This is a genomic window from Actinomadura madurae (assembly GCF_047130825.1).
In the GTDB taxonomy this organism is placed as follows: Bacteria; Actinomycetota; Actinomycetes; order Streptosporangiales; family Streptosporangiaceae; genus Spirillospora; species Spirillospora madurae.
Window position 1 is genome coordinate 3265398 of the sequence record NZ_CP083237.1, and the last position, 16071, is coordinate 3281468.

General features: G+C 72.1%; 14 protein-coding genes. 6 read left to right on the forward strand and 8 right to left on the reverse strand.

Annotated features, from left to right (window positions below; genetic code table 11):
* The first annotated feature begins 97 nt into the window (after nt 1–97).
* Entirely contained in the window at nt 98–979 is an 882-nt protein-coding gene (locus K8Z49_RS14740; RefSeq protein ID WP_412519244.1) for an alpha/beta fold hydrolase, read from the forward strand.
* On the opposite strand, the gene K8Z49_RS14745 is transcribed toward K8Z49_RS14740, so the two are convergent.
* Nucleotides 960–2516 carry a GMC family oxidoreductase gene (locus K8Z49_RS14745; protein WP_412519246.1) on the reverse strand — a complete coding sequence of 519 codons (1557 nt, stop codon included), beginning with the start codon at nt 2514–2516 and terminating at the stop codon, nt 960–962. The genes K8Z49_RS14740 and K8Z49_RS14745 overlap by 20 nt on opposite strands.
* A 165-nt stretch (nt 2517–2681) precedes the next feature.
* Between K8Z49_RS14745 and K8Z49_RS14750 the strand changes: the two genes are divergently transcribed.
* The gene (locus K8Z49_RS14750) at nt 2682–4172 is read left to right on the forward strand and encodes an SEL1-like repeat protein (protein ID WP_075024366.1); all 1491 of its coding nucleotides are present in this window, start codon (nt 2682–2684) and stop codon (nt 4170–4172) included.
* An 11-nt stretch (nt 4173–4183) separates the two neighbouring features.
* On the opposite strand, the gene K8Z49_RS14755 is transcribed toward K8Z49_RS14750, so the two are convergent.
* Nucleotides 4184–4756 carry a TetR/AcrR family transcriptional regulator gene (locus K8Z49_RS14755; RefSeq protein WP_021594182.1) on the reverse strand — a complete coding sequence of 191 codons (573 nt, stop codon included), beginning with the start codon at nt 4754–4756 and terminating at the stop codon, nt 4184–4186.
* A gap of 88 nt (nt 4757–4844) precedes the next feature.
* On the opposite strand from K8Z49_RS14755, the gene K8Z49_RS14760 reads away from it, so the two are divergent.
* Together K8Z49_RS14760 and K8Z49_RS14765 are read left to right on the forward strand one after the other, a co-directional pair.
* The gene (locus K8Z49_RS14760) at nt 4845–5216 is read left to right on the forward strand and encodes a DUF4267 domain-containing protein (protein ID WP_024936242.1); all 372 of its coding nucleotides are present in this window, start codon (nt 4845–4847) and stop codon (nt 5214–5216) included.
* Between the two features lie 235 nt (nt 5217–5451).
* The gene (locus K8Z49_RS14765; protein ID WP_412521063.1) at nt 5452–6534 is read left to right on the forward strand and encodes an IS110 family transposase; all 1083 of its coding nucleotides are present in this window, start codon (nt 5452–5454) and stop codon (nt 6532–6534) included.
* Between the two features lie 91 nt (nt 6535–6625).
* Here K8Z49_RS14765 and K8Z49_RS14770 read toward each other — a convergent pair whose 3' ends face one another.
* The 4 genes from K8Z49_RS14770 to K8Z49_RS14785 all read right to left on the reverse strand — a co-directional run bounded on the left by K8Z49_RS14770 (nt 6626) and on the right by K8Z49_RS14785 (nt 10951).
* On the reverse strand, nt 6626–7891 hold the full coding sequence (locus tag K8Z49_RS14770) for a class I SAM-dependent methyltransferase (protein WP_412519249.1): 1266 nt from the start codon (nt 7889–7891) through the stop codon (nt 6626–6628).
* An 81-nt stretch (nt 7892–7972) separates the two neighbouring features.
* Nucleotides 7973–9340, reverse strand: coding sequence for an FAD-binding oxidoreductase (locus K8Z49_RS14775; RefSeq protein WP_412519251.1), 1368 nt, complete (start codon nt 9338–9340; stop codon nt 7973–7975).
* Between the two features lie 231 nt (nt 9341–9571).
* The gene (locus K8Z49_RS14780; RefSeq protein WP_075024368.1) at nt 9572–10093 is read right to left on the reverse strand and encodes a DUF1707 and DUF4870 domain-containing protein; all 522 of its coding nucleotides are present in this window, start codon (nt 10091–10093) and stop codon (nt 9572–9574) included.
* 36 nt (nt 10094–10129) lie between these two features.
* Nucleotides 10130–10951 carry a polysaccharide deacetylase family protein gene (locus K8Z49_RS14785; RefSeq protein WP_075024369.1) on the reverse strand — a complete coding sequence of 274 codons (822 nt, stop codon included), beginning with the start codon at nt 10949–10951 and terminating at the stop codon, nt 10130–10132.
* Between the two features lie 152 nt (nt 10952–11103).
* Here K8Z49_RS14785 and K8Z49_RS14790 point away from each other — a divergent pair, with 152 nt between their 5' ends.
* Nucleotides 11104–11475 (forward strand): hypothetical protein, encoded by a 372-nt coding sequence (locus K8Z49_RS14790; protein ID WP_024936243.1) that lies wholly within the window; start codon nt 11104–11106, stop codon nt 11473–11475.
* Nucleotides 11476–11593: 118 nt separating this feature from the next.
* Here K8Z49_RS14790 and K8Z49_RS14795 read toward each other — a convergent pair whose 3' ends face one another.
* A complete protein-coding gene (locus K8Z49_RS14795; RefSeq protein ID WP_412519254.1) occupies nt 11594–12568 on the reverse strand; it encodes a DUF4192 domain-containing protein in 975 nt (324 codons plus the stop codon).
* A 187-nt stretch (nt 12569–12755) separates the two neighbouring features.
* On the opposite strand from K8Z49_RS14795, the gene K8Z49_RS14800 reads away from it, so the two are divergent.
* Nucleotides 12756–14807, forward strand: coding sequence for an ATP-dependent DNA helicase (locus tag K8Z49_RS14800; protein WP_412521065.1), 2052 nt, complete (start codon nt 12756–12758; stop codon nt 14805–14807).
* A 31-nt stretch (nt 14808–14838) separates the two neighbouring features.
* On the opposite strand, the gene K8Z49_RS14805 is transcribed toward K8Z49_RS14800, so the two are convergent.
* The gene (locus K8Z49_RS14805) at nt 14839–16050 is read right to left on the reverse strand and encodes a pyridoxal phosphate-dependent aminotransferase (protein WP_075024371.1); all 1212 of its coding nucleotides are present in this window, start codon (nt 16048–16050) and stop codon (nt 14839–14841) included.
* Nucleotides 16051–16071 lie beyond the last annotated feature (21 nt).

Consider the following 16071-nt stretch of genomic DNA (forward strand, 5'->3'; position numbering starts at 1 on the left):
ACAGATAAGTAGACGCCGGTATCCGAAGAATGGCCACCCCGATACCCACCGCCCACCGGGACCCCGGCACCGTTCGCCGCGAACCGAGGAGGCGGACATGGGCGACATCACGACCGGATCTGTCACGGCGAACGGGCTCGACTTCGGATACCTCGCGGCGGGCCCGCAGGACGGGCCCCTGGCCCTGCTGCTGCACGGCTTCCCCGACTCGGCGCACTCCTGGCGGCACCTCATGCCGGACCTGGCCGCCGCCGGGTACCGCGCCGTGGCGCCCTTCATGCGCGGCTACGCCCCGACGTCCGTCCCGGAGGACGGCGCCTACCAGAGCGGCGCCCTCGCCGCCGACGCCGTCGCCCTGCACGAGGCCCTCGGCGGTGGCTCCGACGCGGTCGTCGTCGGCCACGACTGGGGCGCGTTCGCCACCTACGGCGCCGTGAACGCCGCCCCGGACCGCTGGCGCAAGGCCGTCGTGATGTCCGTCCCGCCCGTCTCGGTGATGACGACCGCGTTCCTCGACTACGAGCAGCTCAAGCGGTCGTTCTACATCTTCGTCTTCCAGACGCCGCTCGCGGAGGTCGCGCTGGGCCGCGCGTTCGTCGAAGGGCTGTGGCGCGACTGGTCGCCCGACGACGGCCGGGACCGGTCCGCGGACGTCGACCACGCCATGGACTGCCTGCGCACGCCCGCCAACGTCGCGGCGGCCATCGGGTACTACCGGGTCATGCTCGACCCGTCCCGGCTCCTCGACCGGTACGCGGCCGAGCAGCGGGCGACGACCGAGGTGGGCGAGCGCCCCGTTTTGTACCTGCACGGGGCGGAGGACGGCTGCATCGGCGCGGACCTGGTGGACCTGGACGCCGTCCGGGCGGAGCTCCCGCCGGGGTCGCAGGCCGCCCTCGTCCCGGGCGCCGGCCACTTCCTCCAGGTGGACGCCCCGGTCGAGGTGAACGCGCGCATCGTCAGGTGGCTGTCCGCCTGATCAGGTCGGCCGCCTTCTCCCCGATCATGATCGCGGGGGCGTTGGTGTGCCCGCGGGTGATCTGCGGCAGGACGGACACGTCGGCCACCCGGAGCCCGTCGACACCGCGGACGCGCAGGTTCGGGTCGACGACCGAGTCCGCCCCCGTCCCCATCCGGCAGGTGCCGGTCGGGTGGTACAGCGTCTCGGCGTGCCCCCGGACGTAGCGGGCCAGCGCCTCCTCGTCCTCCGCACCCGTGTAGGGCTCCATGGGGTCTCCGGCATAGGGCTTCAGCGCCTCGGCGCCGAGCAGCTCCTCGGCGCGCCGGACGCCGACCATGAGGCGGCGCAGGTCGTCCTCGCGGGACAGGTAGGCCGGGTCGATCACCGGCGGCGCGGCCGGGTCGGCGGAGGAGAGCGTGATGCGCCCGGCCGACTCCGGCTGGAGCAGGACGACGCCGAGGGTCACGCCGTGCTCGGCCGGCGGGGTGAGCCCGTGCGCGATGTACGGGACCGGCGCGAAGATCAGTTCGAGGTCCGGGGCGTGCAGGGACGGGTCGCTCGTGGTGAACACGACCGCCTCCCCGACGTTGGACGTCAGCGGCCCGCGCCGCGCGATCAGGTAGCGGGCGACGTCGCGCAGCGACCCGGCGTCCGCGAGCGTGATCTTCTCGGGGCAGTGCCGCAGGACGGCCACCGACAGGTGGTCCTGGAGATGCCGCCCGACGCCCGGGCTCTCGACGACGGGCTCGATCCCGGCGCCGCGCAGATGCTCGGGGTCGCCGATGCCGGAGAGCATGAGCAGGTGCGGCGACCCGACCGCGCCCGCCGACAGGACGACCTCGCGGCGGGCCGTGACGCGCTCCCCGCCGTGCTCGACGCCGGTCGCGCGCCCGTCCTCGACGAGGATCCTCGTCACCTGCGCACCCGTGACGACGGTGAGGTTCGGGCGCTTACGGGCGGGACGCAGGTACGCGTCGGCGGCGCTGCACCGCCTGCCGCGCTTCTGGCTCACGGGGGTGAGCGCGTAGCCCTCGTTGGACGGGCCGTTCAGCTCGGGCCGCCGCTTCAGGCCGGCCGCCGCACACGCGTCGAGGAACGCGCGGGTCGTCGGGTTGGGACTGCGCTGCTCGGAGATCGTGACGGGGCCGGACGTCCCGTACACGTCGCCGGCGTTGCTGCCGGCGCGCCCCTCGACGCGCTTGAAGTACGGGACGACGTCCTCGTACGACCAGCCCGGGATGTCCCAGTCGTCGTAGTCGTCGTAATGGCCGCGCACCCACATCATCGCGTTGAGCGAGGAGGAGCCGCCGAGCATCCTGCCGCGCGGCCAGTACAGCTCGCGCCCGTCCAGCCCGGCCTGGGGAGCCGTGCTGTAGTCCCAGTCGCACTCGGTCTTGAAGAGCTTCGGGAACGCCGCCGGGACGTGGATCTCGCCCTTGTCGTCAGGGCCGCCGGCCTCCAGGAGCGCGACGGTCACGGAGGCGTCCTCGGAGAGCCGCGCGGCCAGGGCACAGCCCGCGGACCCCGCTCCGACGATGACGTAGTCGTGTTCCATGAGGACTCCAGCGCTCCGTGGGCGCCGCGACGCCCGCCCGTCAAACCCGGGCTTACCACCCGTGGCCCGTCCCGTCCATGCATTCCGCCACGCGCGAGGAACCCGCCGCGGCCAGGCGGCGTCGATCTCTACGTCTATGACCCATTAGAGCGGAGGCGCGCGTACATGAGCGGATACCCGGCCGAGTCGATCGACCTGTACGAGGACGGTCTGGAGGCGCGGAAGGCGGGGCACCCGGACGACGCGGAGGACCTGTTCCGGCGGGCGTTCGAGGCGGGGCACCCCGGGGGCGCCCACGAGCTCGGGATGCTCGCGTCCGGCCGGGGCGAGGACGACCGGGCGGTGGAGTGGTGGACGCGGGCGGCAGGCCAGGGATACGCCCCGAGCGCCTTCGAAGCCGGATACGCCGCCGAGCGGGCGGGCGACCGGGCCGCGGCCGAGCGGTGGTACCGGCAGGCCGCGGAGGGCGGCCACTCCGGCGGCCCGCTGAACCTCGGCGTCCTCGCCGAGAACGACGGGGACCGGGAGGAGGCCATCCGCCTCTACCGGCAGGCATGGGACCTCGGAGCCGACCAGGCCGGCTTCAACATCGGCCGCCTGTACGACAACGACGGCAAGGGCGACCTCGACGCCGCGGAGACCTGGTACTCCCGCGCCGCCGAGCGCGGGAACGGGGGAGCCGCGTTCAACCTCGGGTTCGTGCGCGAGGACCGGGGCGACAGGGCCGGGAAGCTGGAGGCGTGGCGGCGCGCCGCCGAGCTCCGGCACCCCAGAGCCGCTCTCTGCCTCGGTGTGGACTTCGCCGAGGCCGGTGACGAGGACACGGCCGTCGCCTGGCTCCGCCGGGCGGTGCTGGAGGTCGGCTCCGAGAACGCCTCGCACCGCCTGCGCGACATCCACCGCGGCCGGGGTGACGGGCGCGGCGCCAGATTCTGGTCCGAGTTCCTCACGGGCCTCAGCGTCTACAGCCCCGAGTTCGAGGCGTTCGGCGCCTACGGCTCGGCCGCCGCGATCCACCGCCAGGACGTCCTCATCAAGGCGCTCGGGGACGGCTACACCTCCTTCGACCTCGACGAGCGGACCCTCAGCACGGGCGGCCGCACCTTCCACGGCGTGACCTTCCTCGGGAGCTACTCCCACGTCAGCCGGACGTGGAAGTGGGCCTGGGACAACCCGCACTTCGAGCAGGACTCGCCCGCCATCGCCCCGCTGCGCGCCATCCGCGACCACGGCGACCGGCAGGAGATTCCGGAACTCATGGCCGGCGGCCTCGACCTGTCGGGGTTCCCGAACCCGCATCAGGCGGCGACCACGATGGCCATCGCCGCCGCCGCGGTGCTCGGCGGCAACGGCGTCCACAGCTGCCGCGTCAACGACGGGCAGGGCTCGTTCTACTTCCATCTCGACGACCCCTCGCTGCCCGCCGCCGGGTTCGACCCGATCACGGCGCCGCGGGTGCTGATGACGGCGGCCGAGGTCTTCCCCGCCGACCCCCGCCGCGTCGTCCTCGGGTTCCTGGACGGGCACGGCTTCCGGATCAGGATGTCCGCCGACACCGTCGACGGCACCTCGCCCGACGGCGCCCGGGTGACGGTCGCGTTCACCCCGGAGGGCCTCATCAAGGCCATGACCGTGGGCCGCGGGGACGACGGCTGACGGACGGGCCGTCAGGTCGAGAAGCGCCGGAGCAGGACCGCGAGGCGCACGTCGTGCTCCTCGCGGCGCAGGCGGCCGTTGCGCATCAGGGTGAGGAGGCCGTGCAGGCCGCTCCAGAACGTCTCGGTGAGCGCCTCCAGATCGTCCTCGCCCGCGAAGGGCCGGACGGCCTCGCGTATCTCGCCGAATCCGGCGTGCAGGGCTTCGGGCGCCTCGGGGCTCGCGAACGGCAGGTCGACGGCGAGGGTGAACATCGCGTCGTACAGCGCGGGCCTGCGCTCCGCGAAATCCGCATAGGCCCTGGCGACCTCGGCGAGGACCCGCGCCGGCTCGGTGGACGAGGTGCGCGCCGCCCGCAGCGCGGCGGCGAGTTCGGCGAACCCCTCGACGGCGACGGCCGCCATGATGGCGTCCTTGCCCTTGAAGTGGCTGTAGAGGACGGGCTGGCTGTACTCGATCTCCGCGGCGAGCCGGCGGGTCGTCACCGCGTCCCAGCCCTCGGTCTCGGCCAGCTCCCGCGCCGCCGAGATGATCAGTCGTTCCCGTTCGGCGCGCTCGCGCTCGCGGCGTCCCTGGATCGTCATGGCCGGAACTCTAGCAGTGCTAGAAGTTCTTGCCTCGCTATGCTAGCGTCGATTCTGTTCCTAGCAGTGCTAGAAAATGGAGATCGTGATGCTCGTTCCCGCCGCCTACGGCCTCGCCGTCGTGCTCGTCCTGTTCGTGGTCTTCATCGGCGCCCGCTTCCTCGCGGCGCCCCAGGCGGCGGCCGCCGGATACGGCGTCCCCGCGAAGCCGGACGGCGACACCGCCTACCTGGAGATCAAGGGGCTGCGCGACCTCACGCTCGGCCTGGTCGGCCTCGCCCTGATCGTCTTCGCCGGCGCCCACGCCGCCGCGTGGTACATGCTGGTCGCGGCCATCGCGCCGCTCGGCGACACCCTCGTCGTGCTGCGCCATGGCGGCACCAGGGCGGTCGCCTTCGGCGTCCACTTCGCGACCGCCGTGATCGTGCTCGCCAGCGCCGCCCTCCTGTTCGCCGTCTGACAGAGATGATGTAGATGAGCGCCTCCCGGCGGGGTCTGACCCAGCGTCTGACTGCCTTGGGGTCTTCAACGGGATCTGTCGGCCTTGGCCGGGAGGCGCTCATGTGCACTCACCGGACGTGGCGTTGTGACTTCATAGGAGCCTGGCGAGAGGCCCCATCTCTGTCTTGTCCGCGTTGCCCGGCTGGTGCGTGCCGCCCTGCCCCGGTCAAGACGACAGGACGACGATGCCCTCCATTACACCCCAGGACGCGGTGACCTTCGAGGTCGCCGGTGGAGTCGACACCCACCAACAAACCCATACCGCCGCCGTGATCGACCAGGTCGGGCGGGTGCTGGGCACCGAGCAGTTCCCCGCCGATGCGGCCGGGTACGCCGCGCTGCTGGACTGGATGCGCCGGTTCGGGCGCCTGGGGCGGGTCGGGGTCGAGGGCACCGGCGCCTACGGGGCCGGGCTGGCCCGCCTGCTGCGCGAGCAGGGCGTCGATGTTGTCGAGGTCGACCGTCCCGACCGCAGGACCCGCCGGTTCCAGGGCAAGCCCGACCCGATCGATGCCGTCCACGCGGCCAAGACCGCCCTGGCCGGCGAGCGGACCGGCATCCCCAAGCGGCGTGACGGCCGCGTCGAGGCGCTGCGCAACCTGCGGGTGGCCCGCCGCTCGGCGGTCGACCAGCGGGCCGACGCCCAGCGCCAGATCAAGGCCCTGATCGTCACCGCCCCCGACGAACTGCGCGAACGCCTGCGCGGCCTGCCGGTCACGCAGCTGATCACCGTCTGCGCGGGCCTGCGGCCCGACCGGGCCGACACCGCGTCACCGGCCACCGCCGCGTCACCGGCCACCGCCGCCAAGGTCGCCCTGCGCTCCCTGGCCCGCCGCCACCAGCACCTGTCGGCCGAGATCACCGATCTGGACCAGCTCCTGGCCCCACTGGTGGCCGCGATCAACCCCCGCCTGGTCGCCGCCAACGGGGTCGGCACCGATGTCGCCGGCCAGCTCCTGGTCACCGCCGGCCACAACCACGACCGGCTCACCTGCGAGGCGGCGTTCGCCATGCTCTGCGGCGCCGCCCCGATCCCGGCCTCCTCCGGCAAGACAACCCGGCACCGCCTCAACCGCGGCGGCGACCGCCAGGCCAACGCCGCCCTCTACCGCGTGGTGCTGTGCCGCCTGCGCTGGGACCCCCGCACCCGCGCCTACGCCGAACGACGCACCAGGCAAGGCCTGTCCAAGAAGGAGATCATTCGCTGCCTCAAGCGCTACATCGCTCGCGAGCTCTACCAGATCATCACAACAAACGATCTTGAACTCGCCGCTTGACATCCATAGGAGCATCCCTTCCGAGGCCCGGACGGCGACGGGCCGGCCGGAAAGTCCGGTCGGCCCGTCAACGGTGCGGGAGCGCCCGCCTTCACGATCCCCAGTCGGGACGCAGCGGCATGTGGCTCGTGCCGTCGTCGTCCAGCTTCACGCCCAGCGTCTGGTGCAGCTGGATCCAGTTCTGCCGGAAGCCGAGCACGCACCCGGCCATGTAGACGCGCCACACGCGGGCGGTGCCCTCGCCGACCTCGACGACCGCCTCGTCCCAGTGCTCGTCGAGGTTCTCGCACCAGGCGGTGAGCGTCCGCGCGTAGTGCTCGCGCAGGTTCTCCTGGTGGCGGATCTCGAAACCCGCGTCGTTCATCTGCATCTGGACGTAGCCGGGGCCCTCCAGCTCACCGTCCGGGAACACGTACCGGTTGATGAACCCGTTCTCCTTGCGGGACGGCGCCCTGTTGTCCGGACGGGTGATGGTGTGGTTCAGCATCCGCCCGCCCTTCTTCAGCTTGCCGTGCAGGAACGTGAAGTAGGCGGGCAGGTTCGCCTTCCCGATGTGCTCGGTGAGGCCGATGGAGCTGATCGCGTCGAAGCCGGTCTCGGCCACGTCGCGGTAGTCCATGTGCCGGACCTCGGCGAGGTCGGACAGGCCCCGGTCGGCGATCGCCTTCTGCGCCCACTCGGCCTGCTGCTTGGACAGCGTCACGCCGAGCGCCTTGACGCCGTACTCCTTCGCCGCGTGCATGACCATGCCGCCCCAGCCGCAGCCGACGTCCAGCAGCCGCATCCCCGGCTTCAGCGCTATCTTCCTCGCGACCAGGTCGTGCTTGGCCCACTGCGCCTCCTCCAGGGTCGCGTCCTCACGCGGGTAGCACGCGCACGTGTAGGCCATGGACGGGCCGAGCACCCACTCGTAGAAGGTGTTGGACACGTCGTAGTGGTGGGAGATCGCACGGGCGTCCCGCCGCTTGGAGTGCCGCAGCCACGACGGGATCCGGCTGAACGGCGCCTCCTGCGGCGGCGGGTCCAGCCGGCGCGAGACCGCGCCGCGCAGCAGCGGATCACCCAGCACGGAACCGGCGATGCGCGCCTTGTCGGCCGCCGTCACATCGCCCAGCACCTGCTGCATCGTCGTCAGCGCGGTGATCATGTCGCCGTCGACGTCGATCATGCCGGTGACGTAGGCGCGGGCGAGCCCGAGCGCCCCCGGCGAGTGCAGCAGGTACGACACCGCGTAGGGCGAGCGCACGTCGAACCGGATGTCGGCGCCGGGAACCCCCGCCCGCGAGCCGTCGTACGCCGTGAACTCCACTGGCGCCTCAGCCCCGGCGAGCCGCTGGAAGACCTTGGCCAGCGTCATCTTCTTCCTCCTGTCTCTCCGTCCCGGGCCGGGCGGCGGTGGCCACCGGCGGCGGGCTCCCCCGATACGGCGGGTGCTTGGTCAGCGTCCGCGCACGCACTTGTCGTAGAGGTCCAGTAGCCGCTCGCCGGGGTCGTAGGCCCCCTTGAGCCGCCTATAGGTCTCACCGTCGTAGTACCGCCAGAACTCGTCCCGGCCGTAGAAGGCGGTGGAATAGAGGGACTTGTGGCCGTCGAGCGCCGCGACCTTCCACTCGATGAGCCGATTGTGGTACTCGGGGATCTGACCCGGCGGGATCCGCACCGTTCCCCAGAAACCCACGTTCACGTACGGGCGGCCGACGTCCAGCGGATACAGCGGCCAGCGCTCCTTCGCGCGCAGCGGGCACAACCAGATGGGGCTCATGCCCACCTTGTCGTGGAAGAACTCCAGGAACTCCGGGAGCCGCTCGGTCGGCACCTCGATGTCCTGGATGACGTCCTCGCGCGGGCGAAGACCTCGCCACCGCTCCGCGCGCGCGACGATGTGGTAGCGGCGATCGTAGGCGACCAGCTTGCGGTACACGTCGGAGCGCTTGTACCTGTCCGGCCAGAGCCGGCGGACGGCCGGGTTCTGCACCCCGAACGCGCCCGAGCACCAGAACCAGTCGGTGTCCCAGCGCCAGATGTAGTCGCGGATCGTCAGGAAGTCGACCGACCGTTCCTGGACCGACCGGTAGTAGATGCCCTGGCCGGTGTAGTCGGACGTGTAGGGCGCCGAGTCGGCGAAGAAGCCGAGCGTGATGTACTGCTCCTTCGCGGAGAAGACCGTCCCGTCCATGAAGTCGACGGACTCGCCCTCGAACGTCCCGCTCTCGGTGATCTCGCCCATGACGCGGGCCAGTTCCGCCGCGTCACCGAACCGCAGATGGCGGAGGCGGACGTACGGGCGGACGGGACGCAGCTCGATCTTCAGCCGCAGGCTGTAGCCGAGCGTCCCGTAGGAGTTCGGGAAGCCGTAGAACAGGTCGGCGTGCTCGTTGTCGCGGGTCGCGGTGACGATCTGCCCGTCCCCGGTGAGGACCTCCAGCTCCAGGACGCCCTCGTGCGGCAGCCCGTCCCGGAACGACGTCGACTCGATGCCGAGCCCGGTCACCGCGCCGCCCAGCGTGATGGTCTTCAGCTGCGGGACGACCGTCGGCATCAGCCCGTGCGGGAGCGTCGCGTCGACCAGGTCCTCGTAGGTCGTCATGCCCTGGACCTGGGCGGTCCGCTCGTCCGCGTCGACGCTCAGGACCTTGTCGAACCCGGACACGTCCAGCCCGGGAGCCTCCGAGGGGTCGCGCCACCGGAACAGGTTGGAGGTCCGCTTCGCCAGCCGCACCGGCGTCCCCGCCGGGATCGCCGCGTAGGACCTCCGGAGCGCCTCCACCGCCCGCTGGTGATCACCTTTGACCTCAAGCTCCGTCATCTGCCCCTCCCTCGCCTAGTTAATCGATCATCCCATGCACGGTCCACATAACTCGGGCGTTAGGGGCGTCACAGGTAGGGAGGGGAATAAAGCCACGGGCGTACACATCGGCGTCGATTCATCTCCTGGAGCGACGGAACCGCGTACAGAGCGGCCACGTCAACACTTCCCCGGAGGCACCCGCCGACAAACCCGGGAGGCGCCCGGCACCTCGGCCGGGCCGGTGCCGGGTCACTTCACCAGGCGCAGGATCCAGGGGTAGCGGAACGTGCCGCCGGTCAGCGCGAACATCGCCGCGATCACCGACAGCACCCACGCGACCGCGTACGCGACCGCGCCGATCCCGAACGTGACGATCGTGAGCAGCAGCAGCGTCACCTGGAAGTTCACGGCCTCGGCGGCCTGCCTGCGGACGTACTCCGACCGCTTGCCGCTCAGCAGCATCAGCAACAGCGGCCCGACGAACAGCGTGGGGACGGCGATGGCATGGGCCGCCGCGGCGAGCATCCTGTCCTCGCCCGTCGGGGACTCCCCGTCCCACGCGGCCGGCTGCTTGCGAGGCGCGGGCACCAGGTCGTGGGTGACCGCGCCGAGGTCGCGCCGCGTCTTGGCCGTCATCGCCAGCTGGACGCGCATGTCGAACTCGTCCTCGTCGAGGCGCCCCTCGGCGTAGGCGACCTGGAGGTTCTGGATGACCGGTTCCCGCTCGGCGTCCGAGACCCGCAGATCCCCCGCCGCGTAGCTGCTGTTCATACCTCCCATGCTCGGCGGGCGCGGGCCGCCGAGGTATCAGGGAAGACCCTGAGCCTCCCCTGAATTCAGCTGGACGTACTCCTCCCCCGGTGTCAGGCGGCCGCCGAACAGCTCCGGCACCGTGACGAACACGTAGCCGCGGGCGGCCAGCTCGTCGACGATCCTCGGGACGGCCTTCACCGTCGTCGGATGGATGTCGTGCAGGAGGACGATGGAGCCGGGCTTCACCTCCTTCAGCACCCGCTTCTCGACGTACCCGGTGTCGCGGCGCTCCCAGTCGAGCGGGTCGACCGTCCACATCACCTGCGCCAGCCCCAGGCTCCGCGTGATCTTCTTCAGCCGCCCGGACGTCGACCCGTAGGGCGGCCGGAGCAGGACCGGGGTGACGCCGGACGCCCGCCGGATCGCGTCCTGCGTGCGGTTCAGCTCCGACAGGATCTCCTTGCGCGAGGCGTGGCCGAGATCGGCGTGCGTATAGCTGTGGTCGGCGAGCTCGTGTCCCTCCGCGGCCTCGCGCCGGACCAGCTCGGGATGCTCCGCGACGTTCTCGCCGATCAGGAAGAACGTCGCCCTCACATGGCGGGCGGCCAGGATGTCCAGGAGCTCGCCGGTGCTCTCGGCGGGCCCGTCGTCGAACGTCAGCGCCACGCACCTGGCCCGCGCGCAGTCGGGTGGCGGCGGCTTCGGCGGGGCCGTGGGCCGGGGCTCCGGCTTCGTCGGGTGGCGGTCCGGGGCCGCGCTCCGGGCGGCGACGAGCCCGGCCTGCTTCGGAGCGGGGGTGAGCGTGCTGAGCAACCCGAACAGCGAGGCCGCGAGCACGGCCGCGGCCCCCCGCCGGACGCGGTCCAGCCCGTCCATCGATCCCCCCGATGATGATCCCCCAGGTGCGCAAGTCTAGGGCTCGACCCCCCGCCCGCCGGGGATGCCGCCGCTGTGTCGGGAACCCGCGCCGCGCGGGTGTCGTTATCGTCGTACACCGCAATCCGGCGGCACAGGCGACGGGATGGGCGATGAGGTTCCGGGATCGATTCGGGATCCGCAGACATCGCGGACCCACGGTGACGAGACTCGACCGCGAGGCGACGGACTCCGACATCGAGGCCCTGATCGCGTTCGCCCGGTCCCGGCAGGGCGTGGAGTTCTTCGTCGAGCCGGAGACCTTCGCCACCGACACCACGGCCGTCGCGGTCGCCCACGACGGCGAGTGGACCCGCCGCCGGGTCGGCTCCCCCAAGGTCATCGCCAAGGTGGCACGCGACCTCGGCCTGCCCATCTACGACGTCCAGATCGTGGGCTACCCGCCGCGCATGCGCGCCTGGAACGAGCGCAACCGCGACCGCCGCATAGACCCCGGCACGCCCGGCCAGGCCGTCGCCCCCTGACCCGCGCGCCCCCCGACCAGCGTGGACGGGTGTGCCGAACGAGCTGCGCGGCAGGACGCCGCCCCCGGACCCTGCACGCCTACACGGGCCGTGTGGAGGCTTGGGTGGGTGGGGTGGGTTACCCGGCCTTGCGGTGGGGGTGGGCGTCGTAGGCGGTCGCGAGCTGGTCGGGGTTCATGCCCAGGCGGAGCTTGGACGGGGGGATGCCCGCGTGGATCACCTCCCGGAGCAGGACGGCCATGGAGTAGGCGGGGTCGGCGTCGAGGGCGCGTTGCAGGGCCACGTTGGCCAGGCCGCCGTCGCCGGCGGTGTAGGCGGCGAACGCCAGGAGGGACGCGGGGGCCGGGACGTGCCTCTCGTCCACGCGGCGGACGATGTCGCGCCAGAAGGCGATGTCGGCGGCGGGCGCGTCCTCGTCGATGCGGATCCAGGCCTCGTCGCGGATGCGCAGGTCGGTGAGGAGGAGGCCGAGCCAGGCGACCTCGTCGTCGGTCGGGCGGATGCCGGTGCGGACGTGGGCGAGCAGGGCCAGGACGAAGGCGAGGTCGCTCTCGGCGTCCGTGCGGGGGCAGGCGAGGCGGCGCTTCTCGGCACGCTCGGTGGCCCGGTGCATCGCGGGGTCGCCGATCGGGGCGACCGACGCGACGAGTTCGGCGCGGCCGGCGAGGGCCACGTGACCGGCGAAGGTCGCCTGGGCGGCGAGGGCGCTGGCGGAGATGTCGTACGGGGTCCCTTCGGGCGGGCAGCAGTCGTCGTCGCACGTCAGCGACCACCAGCGGCCCTCGGCGACGCGGATCGCCTCGGCGGCGGGGACGCCGGCGTCCGACAGCGCCGCGCGCATCGGGGCGGCGGCCGCGGCCACCTCGCCGGCCGGACCGTAGCCGAGCACGAGCGAGCGGGTGAAGCCGTTCGCGGCGAGGAGGGCGGCCACCCGGCCGGCGTCGCCGGACGGTAAGTCGAGCCGGATCGCGCACGTGCCGCCGGAGCGGCCCTCGAAGCCGATCACGACGAGGCTGCGGGACGGGTGGAAGCCGAGCAGGTAGGGGACGGCCGCGATGGCGTCCTGTGCGGAGCGGATCACCAGGGGTGTCATGGCTCGACCCTCGCAGGGGCGGCGCGCCGGCCGAGCACGGTCCCGCGATTGTGGATAACTCCGGGCCGGCGGGAACCGGCGGCCCGAGTGCGGGCTACCGGGGCGCGGGTGTCGGCCGCGGACGGTAGCGTTGGGCGACGTGCCCGCCCCTGATCTGCTGACCGACAGCGATACCCAGATTCCGGACATGGCGACCCTTCTCGCCGCGGCCGTCACGTCCATCGGGGGCGCCGAGCGCCCGGGGCAGGTGAGCATGGCCCGGGCGGTGGAGAAGGCGATCGAGTCCGGTGAGCACGTCGCCGCCCAGGCCGGCACGGGGACGGGCAAGTCGCTGGCCTACCTCGTCCCGGCGATCCGGTACGCCGTGCAGAACAAGACGACCGTGGTGGTCTCCACCGCGACGATCGCGCTGCAGCGGCAGCTCGTCGACCGCGACCTGCCCAGGCTCGCCGAGGCTCTCGGGCCGCAGCTCGGCACCGAGCTGAAGTTCGCGATCCTCAAGGGCCGCCGCAACTACCTGTGCCTGCACCGGGTGCAGACGGGGGTGCCCGAGGAGGAGGACGGCGGGCCGAGCCTGTTCGACCCGCAGCAGCTCTCCACGCTCGGACGGCAGGTCAAGCGGCTGAACGAGTGGGCCGAGGAGACGAAGACCGGCGACCGGGACGAGCTCGTGCCGGGGGTGAGCGAGCAGGCGTGGCGGCAGGTCGCGGTCACGGCGAAGGAGTGCTTGGGCGCGCAGCGGTGCCCGCAGGGCACCGAGTGCTTCGCGGAGCTGGCGCGGGCGGAGGCCGGCGAGGCGCACATCGTGGTCACGAACCACGCGCTGCTGGCCATCGACGCGCTGGAGGAGTTCCAGGTCCTGCCCGAGCACGATGTGGTGATCGTGGACGAGGCGCACGAGCTGGTCGACCGGGTCACGTCGGTCGCGACCGGCGATCTGAGCGCGGCCGGCGTCGAGACGGCGGCGCGGCGTTGCGGGCGCCTCATCGAGGAGGGCATCGCCGACCGCATGAAGGAGTCGGCCGAAGGGCTCGGCCTCCTTCTGGAGGACATGCCCGCCGGACGTATGGACGTCCTGTCGCCCGCGCTCGGCAACACGCTCGCCGCCGTCCGGGACGCCGCGCACGCGTGCATCACGGCGCTCGGCCCGGAGAAGAAGGACGCCGACCCCGGCGACATGGCCGCGCGCAAGGCGGCACGGTCGTCGCTGGAGGAGATGCACGAGACGGCCGTGCGGATGCTGGAGGCGTTCCAGCCCGAGATGGGGCAGCGCTTCGACGTGGTGTGGCTGGAGAAGCCGTTCGTCCAGGAAGGGCGTCCGAAGAGGCCGCCGGCCCTGCATGTGGCGCCGATCGGTGTGGGCGGCCTGTTGCGGACGACGCTGTTCGAGCAGCGCACCGCGATCCTGACGTCGGCGACGCTCACGCTGGGCGGGTCGTTCGAGCCGCTCGCCCGCCAGTGGGGGCTGCCGCCGCTGAACGAGAGCGGGCCGCGCGACGCCAAGACCGCCGCGGAGGGGCTCGCGCAGACCGCGACGGAGAAGGGCGAGGAGACCGAGGTCGTGTGGTCCGGGCTGGACGTCGGCTCGCCGTTCGACCATCCGAAGGCGGGCATCCTGTACGTCGCGCGGCACCTGCCGCAGCCCGGCCGCGACGGGCTCGCCGACGCCTACCTGACCGAGATCACCGAGCTGATCGAGGCGGCGGGCGGGCGCACGCTCGGCCTGTTCTCCTCGATGCGGGCGGCGCGCCAGGCCGCCGACGAGCTGAAGGACCATCTGACCCACCCGCTGCTCTGCCAGGGCGAGGACTCCACGTCCCTGCTGGTCAAGCAGTTCGCCGAGGACGAGCGGACCTGCCTGTTCGGCACCCTGTCGCTCTGGCAGGGCGTGGACGTCCCCGGCCCGTCGCTGCAACTGGTCATCATGGACCGCATCCCGTTCCCGCGGCCGGACGACCCCGTGTCGTCGGCGCGGTCGCGGGCGGTCGCGGCGCGCGGCGGCAACGGGTTCATGGCGGTCGCCGCGACGCACGCCGCGCTGCTGCTGGCGCAGGGCGCGGGGCGGCTGCTCCGGTCGATGGACGACCGCGGCGTCGTCGCCGTCCTCGACCCGCGGCTCGCCACGGCCCGCTACGGCGGCTTCCTGAAGAACTCGCTGCCGCCGTTCTGGGCGACCACCGACCCGGACGTCGTGCGCGGCGCCCTCCGCCGGCTGGACGCCGCCGCGGAGAAGGGCTGAGCGAAGGGCCGAACCGTGCCGCCCGCGGGCGTCAGCGGCGGCGGGTGCCGAGGAACTCGCCGATGCGGCCGACGGCGTCCTCCAGGTCGTCGGCGTACTGGAGCGTGACGACGCGGAAGTGGTCGGTGGACGGCCAGTTGAACCCGGTGCCCTGGACGACGAGGAGCTTCTGCTGCTCCAGCAGGTCGAGGGCGAAGCGCATGTCGTCCTCGATCGGGTACATCTCGGGGTCCAGGCGCGGGAAGACGTACAGGGCGCCGCTGGGTTTGACGCAGCTGACGCCCGGCAGGTCGTTCAGCAGCTTCCAGGCGCGGTCGCGCTGCTCGCCGAGGCGTCCGGTCGGCAGGACGAGGTCGTCGATGCTCTGGTAGCCGCCGAGCGCCGCCTGGATGGCGTGCTGGCCGGGGACGTTCGGGCAGAGCCGCATGTTGGCGAGGATGTCGAGGCCCTCGATGTAGGACTCGGCGTGCTCCTTCGGCCCGGACAGCACCACCCATCCCGCCCGGAACCCCGCGACCCGGTAGTTCTTCGACAGGCCGCCGAAGGTGAGGCACAGCAGGTCGGGGGCCAGCGACGCGATCGGCACGTGCTCGGCGTCGTCGTAGAGGATCCGGTCGTAGATCTCGTCGGCGAAGACGATCAGGTTCCGGCGGCGGGCGACCTCGACGATGCTCGACAGCACCTCGCGCGAGTAGACGGCGCCGGTCGGGTTGTTCGGGTTGATGATGACGATGGCGCGGGTCCGGTCGCCGATCTTGGACTCGATGTCGTCCAGGCTCGGCTGCCAGCCGTCGTCCTCGTCGCACAGGTAGTGGACGGGCGTGCCGCCGCAGAGGGAGACCGACGCCGTCCACAGCGGGTAGTCGGGGGCCGGGATGAGCACCTCGTCGCCGTCGTTGAGGAGCGCCTGCAGGGTCATCACGATGAGCTCGGAGACGCCGTTGCCGAGGTAGACGTCCTCGACGTCGATGCCGGGGACGCCGTCGTCCTCCAGGCGCTGCACGATGGCGCGGCGGGCGGACAGGATGCCCTTGGAGTCGCTGTAGCCGTGCGCGTCCGGCAGGTTGCGGATCATGTCCTGGAGGAGCTCGGGCGGGGCCTCGAACCCGAACGGGGCCGGGTTGCCGATGTGCAGCTTGAGGATGTTGTTCCCCTCGGCCTCCAGCTGCTTGGCGCGCTTGAGGACCGGTCCCCGGATGTCGTAACAGACGTTGGTCAGCTTGCCCGACTGGTTGACCTGCATGGACACACCTTAACCGTGAGC

What these genes read in the sequence shown, in the direction of transcription:
- K8Z49_RS14740 (WP_412519244.1), top strand. Translation starts at nt 98, where the DNA reads ATGGGCGACATCACGACCGGATCTGTCACGGCGAACGGGCTCGACTTC.
- K8Z49_RS14745 (WP_412519246.1), bottom strand. Translation starts at nt 2,516, where the DNA reads ATGGAACACGACTACGTCATCGTCGGAGCGGGGTCCGCGGGCTGTGCC.
- K8Z49_RS14750 (WP_075024366.1), top strand. Translation starts at nt 2,682, where the DNA reads ATGAGCGGATACCCGGCCGAGTCGATCGACCTGTACGAGGACGGTCTG.
- K8Z49_RS14755 (WP_021594182.1), bottom strand. Translation starts at nt 4,756, where the DNA reads ATGACGATCCAGGGACGCCGCGAGCGCGAGCGCGCCGAACGGGAACGA.
- K8Z49_RS14760 (WP_024936242.1), top strand. Translation starts at nt 4,845, where the DNA reads ATGCTCGTTCCCGCCGCCTACGGCCTCGCCGTCGTGCTCGTCCTGTTC.
- K8Z49_RS14770 (WP_412519249.1), bottom strand. Translation starts at nt 7,891, where the DNA reads ATGACGCTGGCCAAGGTCTTCCAGCGGCTCGCCGGGGCTGAGGCGCCA.
- K8Z49_RS14775 (WP_412519251.1), bottom strand. Translation starts at nt 9,340, where the DNA reads ATGACGGAGCTTGAGGTCAAAGGTGATCACCAGCGGGCGGTGGAGGCG.
- K8Z49_RS14780 (WP_075024368.1), bottom strand. Translation starts at nt 10,093, where the DNA reads ATGAACAGCAGCTACGCGGCGGGGGATCTGCGGGTCTCGGACGCCGAG.
- K8Z49_RS14785 (WP_075024369.1), bottom strand. Translation starts at nt 10,951, where the DNA reads ATGGACGGGCTGGACCGCGTCCGGCGGGGGGCCGCGGCCGTGCTCGCG.
- K8Z49_RS14790 (WP_024936243.1), top strand. Translation starts at nt 11,104, where the DNA reads ATGAGGTTCCGGGATCGATTCGGGATCCGCAGACATCGCGGACCCACG.
- K8Z49_RS14795 (WP_412519254.1), bottom strand. Translation starts at nt 12,568, where the DNA reads ATGACACCCCTGGTGATCCGCTCCGCACAGGACGCCATCGCGGCCGTC.
- K8Z49_RS14800 (WP_412521065.1), top strand. Translation starts at nt 12,756, where the DNA reads ATGGCGACCCTTCTCGCCGCGGCCGTCACGTCCATCGGGGGCGCCGAG.
- K8Z49_RS14805 (WP_075024371.1), bottom strand. Translation starts at nt 16,050, where the DNA reads ATGCAGGTCAACCAGTCGGGCAAGCTGACCAACGTCTGTTACGACATC.